Below are 10193 nucleotides of genomic sequence, written 5' to 3'. Positions count from 1 at the left end.
GTTTTAAATGCTTTTATTGTTGTGTTTAGAAGACTTATTTTAGTATTTGAAACATGTAAATTGGAAAATATTATATGCTTTTTGTGTTACAATCATTATAAAGTTACATTTTTAATTATAAAGTTACATTTTTTAAATTATATTGAAGATAAAAATATTATTCAGCATTAGGAATATTATTTAACAGAGGATTTTATTCATAATTATAAAAATTTATTTTGCTTTAATTATAATCCTGTAGTGCTCTGTACTCAATCTTTTCTTCTGAATTGATAGTCTTTAATACTCTAAGCATTGCTGCTGCAGTATCCAGTGATGTAAGACATGGAATTCCCATTTCTGCTGCCGCCCGCCTGATTTTAAATCCATCTCTTTCCGGTATTTTCCCCTTTGTCATCGTATTTATTACCAGGTCTATTTCATCGGCAAATATTTTTTCAACAGAGTTCGGTGATCCCTCAGATATCTTCTTGATATCTTCAACTTTAATACCTTCTTCTTTAAGCACAGCTGCTGTTCCTTCAGTTGCAGCCACCGCAAATCCAAGTTTAACAAATTTTTTAAGATATTTTAAGGCTTCCTTTTTATCATCATCTGCAATTGTGGCAAGTATTTTTCCTTTTTGAGGAATTTCTATTCCTGCTGCTGTTAAACCTTTATATAATGCTGTCTCATAATCTTCTGCCAGTCCCAAAACTTCTCCCGTGGATTTCATCTCTGGACCTAAATTGGTGTCAACCCTGGCAAGTTTGGAAAACGAAAAGACCGGAACTTTTACAGCTGTATGGGGTTTTTCAGGAATAATTCCACTATTCCATCCTAGCTTTTTTAGTTTATGGCCCAGAATAGCTTTTGTGGCAAGCTCTATCATTGGTACACCAGTAACTTTGCTCAAATAGGGAATTGTTCTGCTTGAGCGAGGATTAACTTCTATTACATATACCTTATTATTGCTGACAACATACTGAATATTTAATACACCTTTTATTTTTAATTCTTTTGCAAGTTTGATGGTATATTCGGACACCTTTTCTTTTAATTCTTCAGAAAGTTTTTGTGGAGGATAAACAGCTATACTATCTCCAGAGTGAACTCCAGCCTTTTCTATATGTTCCATTATACCTGGAATTATAACCGTTTCACCATCAGAGACAGCATCAACTTCAATTTCATTTCCTATTAAGTACTTATCAATTAATACCGGCCGGTCTGCAGAAACTTTAACTGCATTTGCCATATATTCTTTTAATTCATTTTTATTATATACAACTTCCATAGCTCTCCCACCGAGCACATAAGAGGGTCTAACCAGCACCGGGTATTCTATTTCTTTGGCAATTTTTTCTGCTTCATTCAGCGACAGTGCCATCCTGCCATCTGGAACGGGAATATTGATTTTCTTTAACAATTTAATAAATCGTTCTCTATCTTCTGCCAGATCGATTGAATTTATTGGTGTGCCAAGTATATTAACCCCTTCATCTGCCAGATCTTTACTCAAATTTACTGCTGTCTGACCCCCAAACTGGACAATTACCCCTTCCGGATTTTCATTATCTACAATGTGTATAATATCTTCTTTTGTAAGTGGTTCAAAATATAATCTATCTGAAGTATCAAAATCAGTGCTTACAGTTTCTGGATTGTTATTTACAATGATAGATTCGTATCCAGCTTCAGCAAGTGCCCAGGCCGAGTGAACACTGCAGTAATCAAATTCTATACCCTGACCAATTCGAATAGGCCCAGAACCGAGAACAATTACTTTTTTCTCCGCAGCTGCTTCTGCTTCATTATATTCTTCGTAAGATGAATAATAATAAGGTGTTTCTGCTTCAAACTCTGCCGCACATGTGTCAACCATTTTGTAAACTGGTTTTAATTTATACTTTTCTCTAATGTTTTTAATTTTCGCTTCTGTATTCCCGGTAAAAATACCGATCTCTCTATCCGAAAAACCCTTTTCTTTTGCTTTTTTCAGCAGCTGCCTGTCCGGTTCTTCACTATTAACTTTATTTAACTCTTTTTCTATATCAATTATATTTTTTATTTTATTAAGAAAAAATGTGCTTATTTCAGTTATCTGAAATACTTCTTCTACAGTCCAACCTCTGCGCATAGCTTCAGCTATAATAAACAATCTGCTGTCATCTGCTTTTTTGAGAAGTTCTCTGATATCCTTATCACTTAAATCTTTACTTTCTTCTATATAAAGACCACTGCAGCCAATCTCCATTGATCTGACTGCCTTCAGCATAGAGGCTTCCAGACTTCTTTCCAGTGCCATAACTTCACCTGTGGCCTTCATCTGAGTTCCAAGTTTTCGATCAGCATAATGGAATTTATCAAAAGGCCAGCGTGGAATCTTAAATACCACATAATCCAGGGCTGGCTCAAAGCAGGCTGTAGTTTCACCTGTCACCGCATTCTTTATTTCATCCAGCCTGTATCCCAAAGCAATCTTAGCCGACACTTTTGCAATTGGATATCCTGTTGCTTTAGATGCAAGTGCACTGGAGCGGCTTACTCTGGGATTAACCTCTATTATATAATACTGAAAGCTTTCTGGATCCAGTGCATACTGAACATTACAGCCACCTTCAATTCCTAAAGCTTTTATTATTTTCAGGGCTGAACTTCTAAACATCTGATATTCTTTGTCTGTTAAAGTCTGACTGGGAGCAGCAACTATACTGTCACCGGTATGTACTCCAACCGGATCAAAATTCTCCATATTACAGACAACTATACAGTTATCACCGGCATCCCGCATAACTTCATATTCAATTTCTTTCCAGCCTTTAATACTTTTTTCTATCAAAATTTGTCCAATTAAACTGTGTTTAAATCCCCGTACAGCAATTTCTTTTAACTCTTCTAATATACCTGTTTCTGCCAGATTAATTGCCAGATTTAAAGCAATCTGACCACCTAAAGTTGGAATCAACCCATCCGGTTTTTCTTTTTTTATAATCTCTGTAATACTCTCCAGAGTTAAAGGTTCAATATATACTCGATCTGCCATGTTTTCATCTGTCATAATTGTTGCTGGATTACTATTTATGAGTACAACTTCAATACCCTCTTCTTTTAAAGCACGACAGGCCTGACTTCCCGAATAATCAAATTCTGCTGCCTGACCAATAATAATTGGACCTGAACCAATAACCATTACCTTTTTGATATCTTTTCTCAGCGGCATATTTTCCCCCTATTGTGCTGTTTTATTATCTTTAATCAAACATTTCCATAAATTGATCAAATAAATAATGCGAATCTTCCGGGCCAGGTGAAGCCTCCGGATGATATTGTACCGAAAAAGCTGGATACTTTTTGTGTTCAATACCCTCAACAGTACCGTCATTAACATTTACATGTGTTAAATTTAAATCAAGTTCTGAAAGTGATTTATCATCAAGTGCAAATCCATGATTTTGAGAAGTTATATAAACTTTATTTGTTTTGAGGTCTTTAACAGGATGATTTGCTCCACGGTGTCCAAATTTCAATCTAAAGGTTTTCGCCCCACAGGCTTTTCCCAAAAGCTGATGGCCGAGACAGATTCCAAACAGCGGATATGTCATACAGACTATCTCACCTTTGTATGAGGGATCGGTTAATATTTCCTGATATCCTGTCATACTGGTATTAAAGACCACTTCACCAGCTGCTTCATTTTCTGCTCCAAATATGCTGCCTTTAAAAATACTGCCATCTTCTAAAACAAGCCTAGCTTTCTTCATTATCAGCCTCCTGCTAAAATATTTTAGAAATAAAAAAACTCCTCACCAGATAAACTGATAAGAAGTTAAATTGGCAGGGCGAAATATTACCTTGCTCTTAAATATCTCCTTTTCAGTCTCTCTGGACTGATTTAAAGGGAAATAATATTAAGTTTTAAATAAAAAATCTTCTTACGGCAAGCAAGAAGGGAATTTTGTCTATATTTTTCCTTACTAGCCTCTCTGGACTAATTTAAAGAACAATTTATTTTCGCCAATAATATCATAGCATCATACATAAGTCAAGCAGATTAGAATAAGGAGTTTCCCCAAAATTTATTTTCAAGCTGCAAAAAGGGGGCTTTAGTCATCAACGAAATTTTTAGATTTATCTAAAACTCAATTCGGGTGTGAAATAGGGCACACTAATCAATGAGTCCTCCTGACTCATGATTAGCTCACTCCATCCTGCAGTTCAACCCTATTTCTTCCTTCATTTCGTTAAGATTCATTGACTAAAAATTTCAATATTCCTGCATCTCCCCTTTTTGCAGCAGTATATAAAAAATGGGGAAAGTCTATGATTAGAATATATTTCTTTAAATAAATATCCTGCCAGAAAATTCCAGCAGGATTAAATATCTTTATATTAAACCAGTAAAGCAGGTACAAGTGGATTTAAACCTGACCCTTCAGCTGATAGTCCATCAAAATTACCATTTGCTATAATTACTGCAGTCACTATTCCGATTATTAATCCTAATTTCTTTTTATGTTTAAGCAAACTGCACCTCCAGAAATATTATTTGCTAAAATCTTTATATCCAATCTTTGCTCTTGAATTGGTAGGCTTATTGACAATCATATAATTAAAATTTCAGCTTACTTAACGACAAATTATTAATTAATCTCTGGAGGCTTTCCACTTCCTCCCCGTGCATCTATATAAATTATTTTCTCTATTTTCCCTTTTCTATGTCCGAGCAGATAATCTGTCATATTAGCAGCAGAACAGGAATGATTGGGGATAATCTCTACCTTATCTCCAACTTTCAGCTCAGTTTTATCTTTAATTTTAACTTTAGCAACTTCTTCTGATAAACCAGTAATTAATAATTCTGGATGGTCTTTTACAACACCATAGCCTTTAATATTTGAATTACCATGTGCACCCTTATCCAGACCCAGACATTTGCTCCCTGCATTTAGAATAAACAGATCATCAGCAGGCTGAGAAATAATTGATGCCATAACTGTTAATGAACACCTTTCCAGCGGCACAACCCCGACAGCTGCCTGCATATTATCATAAAACACATAGTTGCCCGGCCTCAAAACTGTAATAACATCAGATTCAGCAGCAAAGTTCGCCGTGGGAGTACTTCCTGTTGCTGCCATTTCAATATTAAAACCATTTTCTTCTAAATTTCTTACAGCCGCTTCTACCGCTTCCACCTCTTCAGCAGCAGCTTTTTTTACTTCTGCCATATTTGCAGCTCCATAAACCTGACCGGGATGAGTGCATATTCCCTTCAGTATAAGGTTGTCATATTTCTTTAATTTTTCTGCCAGTTCAGCTGATTTTTCCGATTTTACTCCCAGCCTGTGTAAACCAGAATCAATTATTATAAGATATTCTGCTTTTATTTTTTCTTCTGCCAGAAGTCTGTCAAACTTTTCGGCAGCATTTTCCCCATCAAAAGCCAGAATGATATCCGCCTTTTTAAGAAGTTCAATAATTCTTGAAATATTCTTTTCATCAACAACAGGATAGGCCAGTGCAATACTGTCAAACCCTGCCTCCACCAGTTTTTCTGCTTCAAGTACAGTCCCAGCCAGAAATCCAGCTGTACCTTTTTTAGCCTGCATTTGTGCAATCTGCATACTTTTATGTGTTTTTACCATTGGCCAAAGTTCTTTATTATTTTTTTTACACATCTCTGCCATAGATTCAATATTCATATCAAGTATATCCAAATCAACAAAAAAAGATGGAGTTGAAAATTCTCTTTTTACCATATTTACACATCCTTAGATTTATTTATACTGTGCGTTTTTTGCACTGTCAGAAGTCCCTTATTTACATTTTATTTTAACTGAGAAGTTCCTGAATATCTTCCCAGGTTATTGCACTGATTGGATTGACATTGTTCTCAATTATATTATCAAATAAATCCTGTTTTTTCTGCTGCAGTTTAAGCATCTTTTCTTCCACTGTACCTTTTGTTATAAGTTTATATACTATAACTCTATTTTCCTGTCCAATTCTGTGGGCCCGATCCGAAGCCTGCCTTTCTACCATTGGATTCCACCAGGGATCAACATGTATTACTATATCAGCAGAAGTCAAATTAAGGCCAATACCTCCTGCTTTTAAGCTTATAAGAAAAGCATCTATATTCTCATTATTATTAAAATTATTCACTCTTTCCATCCTATTTCTCGTACTACCATCTAGATATTCATAATTGATATAATTTTTTTCAAAGTGTTCTTCTATCAATTTTAGCATTTTAACAAACTGGCTAAAAACTATAACTTTATGCCCACCACTTACTGCATCATTTACAAGTTCCTCCAGGGTGTCCAGCTTACCGGAATTGTGTTTTAAACCTTCATTTCCCAGCACTAAAGAGGGATGGTTGCATATCTGCCTTAGCTTTGTCAGAGCTGTCAGCACATTGATATGAGAGCGTTCAAAACCTCTTTCTTCAACAGTCACTTTCAAATTATTTTTCACTTCATCCAGAACCATCTGATAACTGTCTTCCTGCAGCTGTGTCATATTTACAGGCTGAATATTTATAATTTTTTCCGGCAGTTCTGCCAGAACTTCTTCTTTACGTCGGCGCAGTATAAAAGGAGCTACCCGTTCTTTTAATTCTTTCATTTTCTGCTGGTCATTATTTTTAGATATCGGTGTATAAAAATTTTTATTAAAATAGCTGTAATTCCCCAGATAACCCGGCATCAGATAATCAAATATAGACCACAGTTCGGCAGCAGAATTTTCCAGCGGTGTTCCTGTAAGAGCCAGTTTTGTATCAGCCTTTATATTCTTTACCGATTTCGCCCTTTTTGTCCTGTGATTTTTTATATGCTGTGCTTCATCAAGTATGGCCAGAGAAAACTTCAGCTTCTCCTGATTAATCTTCTTGATATCCCTGCTGATAACTGAATATGAAGAGATTATTAGCTCATACTCAGAAAAAGAATTCCTCATATCATCTCTTTCATCTGGTGTTCCGTAATATACAAGTGTTTCTAGATTATCAAAAAATTTATCTGATTCCTCTTTCCAGTTATAGATTAAAGTTCTGGGGCATACTACCAGTACCGGCTGCTGAGGAGATACACTTTTAATTAATGTCAGCATCTGCAGTGTTTTACCTAAACCCATATCATCTGCAAGTATTCCACCAAAATTGAACTTCTGGAGAAAATTAAGCCAGTAAAATCCTTCTTTTTGATAATCTCTCAGTATATCTTTAACTTCTGATGGAATTTCCTTTTTTTTAACTGCTTTACTGCTGCCAATTTCCTTATCCAGTTCATTGAAAACTCTGCTGCCTTCAAATTTTATTCCGGATTTCTGCAGCATATTTCTGTAATAAAGCAGATTGTGGTAGCGGCTGCGGTATTCCCCATCTGAAGATTTTTCAGAATGATCCAATATGTGGTCAATACTCTTTTCTTTTTCTCCCATATTAATAACAAAGTATTTTTTATCTATCTTTACATATGCTTCTCCTGTTCTATTGTAAGAAATCATTTTTTTAAGTTCCTGCCTGCTGTAAGTTTTACCTCCAAGATTATAGCTTATTTTGAAATCAAACCAGTTTATCCCTTCCCCATCAGAAAATTCTATAATCGGCTCAAGTTCTATATTTTTAATTTCTATTTCATCAAATGAGTCAGTGGTCTTAACCTCCCATTCTTCCGGTATATGTGGAAGTCCATCGGTTATAAAATTTTGGATATCAGATTCATTTTTCAAAATAAACCGATCTGGTCTTACAGTAAAATTATAATCTTCTAAAAATCGAATTATTTTAGAAAACTCTCGGATGTCTTTTGTATACCAGGTATATGGATCTTCTTCTGACTGAATATAATTATTTTTTTCCATATCAAGACCTAAAAGTTCAGTATTACAGTAATCTTCACCAGAAAAGTTAACTTTTATATCACATAAAATCTTCTCTTCACTGTAATCAAGCTTTATACTGACATCCGGTTCTTCCTTTATCAATTGATATTTTGTAAGGTTCCCCTTTATTTCAAGAGGTGTATTTTTCTGCAGCACAGGCAGCATTTCAAAAAGAAATTCCCCTCTTCTTTTTTCAGGAATATCAATGTTTTTATCAAGTTCATTATATCCTGAAAGATCAACCGGATGCACTTTATTTTCTATCACAGACCAGAATAGATTTTCTTCCTGATTACTGTAAATAGGATAACCAGGATCTACTGTCATTAGTTTTATTTTTTCTATATCACCTGTCAGCTTAAGTTTCGGATAAAGTGTTTTGCCACTTTCAGCCTGCTGTTTTATTTCATCCATAACTACACTGTAATTTTCAATAAGTTTAAGTAGAAATTCAAAATTATCCTCATTTTTAGTTAAAAGCAGTGAGTGTTTTTCTCTCCCCTTTGTTTTATCCAGGCTGCTGAGTTTTTCTACCATCTGCAGTTCTTTATCAGTAAAATTCCTCTCAAATATATTTTCCTTAAAAAGAAAAACAAGGTCTCCATTTAAAGCTTCTATAATATCATTCATTTCAGAATCGGAAATTTGATCAGATATTATGATAAGTTTAAAGTTGCTCAAACTCTGGTCCAGAACTCCCTTTAATCTGTATTCAAGTTTCGGTTTTTTATCCGGATTAAATCGTTCAGTCAGCTCTATCAGCTTTTGATAGTTGTAGTTTATAGAGTTCTGCTGCCGCAGCTTATTATAATCTTCACTAAAAAACTTATATAAAACCGCTATCTCGTGCTTGCAGTATTCTCCCCAGTCATAAGGACAGCTGCAGACACCATCAATGTAATACTTATCTCCATAAAACTCCAGATAAAGTTCAACTTCATAGTCTCTAGTTCCACTTACCTGAGCATTTATCTGAAATTCGTTTTCTCCCGTGACCTTTGGAAAATATCTTTTAATATAACCCTGATGATAGTATTTTAATCCTCTTCTGTAAATACTGTCAGGCACCAATTCTCTGATAATATTTTCATCTATCATTTTTACATCTCCTGCTTATATAAATTTGCACTTATGTTTATTTTATCATACCAGGAAGAGAAAAACACCTCTCATATGAAAGGTGTTTTATATATATGCGTACTCTTAATAATTTTATTTTTTATTTAATGTAAAATTATTTTACTTTTTAACAGCAATCTCATGTTACTTTTTCCGCAAAAACTTATCTTACAGAATTTATACTGCTTTCAATATTTTTAACTACATAAACCCATCATATTTCTTTTTCACTAAAGCACTGAATACATAATCTATCATTGTAATAAAATCAAATACCGGCAGCTTTACCTTATCCTGAATAGCTTTCGCATATGGTGGCAGCATACTGCATTCCAATAGCACTGCTTTTACTTCAGGGTTTTCTCTTACCAGTTCTTCAGCAGCTTCTACCGCCTCTTTTTCCATCTGCTCTGAGTCAAGTTCTCCACATTCCTCAATAACTGTTTTTCGAAAAGATTCTTTATCTTCCATACCTTTTAATACAATATCATCAGGATCAGCATTTACTGCCTTAAGAAAATCATCATCCAGCTTGCTGGACTCTGCACTTATTACTCCTACTTTGCTGTTTTTATCAAGTATAGAAGAAATAAATGGAATCTGGAGCAGGCTTGATAAAAACACCGGTATATCAACCGCTTCTGCTATCTCTTTCTGAAAAAGAGCAAAAAAACCACAGTCAGCTGTTATTGCCCTTACACCATCCCGTTCCAGTTCCTTTGCTGCTTTAATTATGACTTCCAGACCACTTTTATCTTTTTCCAGCAGCTGTTTAAAGTTCACTCCTTTTACAAGTTTATATCTAACCGGATAGTCAAAGGTGCTGGCATTACCAACATCTCCAGGTATAAAAGGTGCAGCATAATCCAGAAGCAAAATTCCAACAGCTTCACCATAATTCATCTGATTTTTATTAGCTTTATAAAGCATAATTTTTCCTCCCTCGTTAATTATTATATCATAATTAGGTGTGTTTTGTATTTTTTATTAAGATTTTTCTCTAAAAACATAGAAATATGAGTCCTTTTCCTTTATAATAATAGTAATTACACAAAATTATACAGCAGAGACTCCATGTAGATGCTGTATCTAAAAAAATAGAAAGGGTGATTTTCCCCAGTTTAAATCTAAAAAGGATACTCAAAATTCTTATCGTAGTAATAAGTTTATTAGAAAAAATGGGACTACTAATATTGAAATTA

The 10193-nt window shown here is 34.5% G+C and carries 6 protein-coding genes; all 6 read right to left on the bottom strand.

Features of this window, described 5'->3' with window-relative positions; all coding sequences use genetic code 11:
• Positions 1-223: 223 nt before the first annotated feature.
• Complete coding sequence (gene carB, locus DER71_RS11270) at positions 224-3202, bottom strand: carbamoyl-phosphate synthase large subunit (protein WP_114474647.1); 2979 nt, start codon at positions 3200-3202, stop codon at positions 224-226.
• Positions 3203-3233: 31 nt separating this feature from the next.
• Entirely contained in the window at positions 3234-3743 is a 510-nt protein-coding gene (locus DER71_RS11265; protein ID WP_114474646.1) for a carbamoyl-phosphate synthase domain-containing protein, read from the bottom strand.
• 628 nt (positions 3744-4371) lie between these two features.
• Positions 4372-4506, bottom strand: a complete 135-nt coding sequence (locus DER71_RS12405) for a hypothetical protein (RefSeq protein WP_255416570.1) — start codon at positions 4504-4506, stop codon at positions 4372-4374.
• Between the two features lie 116 nt (positions 4507-4622).
• Positions 4623-5741, bottom strand: coding sequence for an alanine racemase (locus DER71_RS11260; protein ID WP_114474645.1), 1119 nt, complete (start codon positions 5739-5741; stop codon positions 4623-4625).
• A 73-nt stretch (positions 5742-5814) separates the two neighbouring features.
• Positions 5815-8970, bottom strand: coding sequence for an SNF2-related protein (locus tag DER71_RS11255; protein WP_114458480.1), 3156 nt, complete (start codon positions 8968-8970; stop codon positions 5815-5817).
• 222 nt (positions 8971-9192) lie between these two features.
• Entirely contained in the window at positions 9193-9921 is a 729-nt protein-coding gene (locus DER71_RS11250) for an aspartate/glutamate racemase family protein (RefSeq protein WP_114458479.1), read from the bottom strand.
• Positions 9922-10193 lie beyond the last annotated feature (272 nt).

Source organism: Halanaerobium sp. DL-01 (assembly GCF_003338615.1).
In the GTDB taxonomy this organism is placed as follows: Bacteria; Bacillota; Halanaerobiia; order Halanaerobiales; family Halanaerobiaceae; genus QPJE01.
Note: the sequence above shows the minus strand (reverse complement) of the source record. Positions and strands in the feature narration are given on the sequence as shown.

Excerpts from the sequence above, each read along its gene's own strand:
- carB (WP_114474647.1), bottom strand. The coding sequence starts at position 3,202 with ATGCCGCTGAGAAAAGATATCAAAAAGGTAATGGTTATTGGTTCAGGT.
- DER71_RS11265 (WP_114474646.1), bottom strand. The coding sequence starts at position 3,743 with ATGAAGAAAGCTAGGCTTGTTTTAGAAGATGGCAGTATTTTTAAAGGC.
- DER71_RS11260 (WP_114474645.1), bottom strand. The coding sequence starts at position 5,741 with ATGGTAAAAAGAGAATTTTCAACTCCATCTTTTTTTGTTGATTTGGAT.
- DER71_RS11255 (WP_114458480.1), bottom strand. The coding sequence starts at position 8,970 with ATGATAGATGAAAATATTATCAGAGAATTGGTGCCTGACAGTATTTAC.
- DER71_RS11250 (WP_114458479.1), bottom strand. The coding sequence starts at position 9,921 with ATGCTTTATAAAGCTAATAAAAATCAGATGAATTATGGTGAAGCTGTT.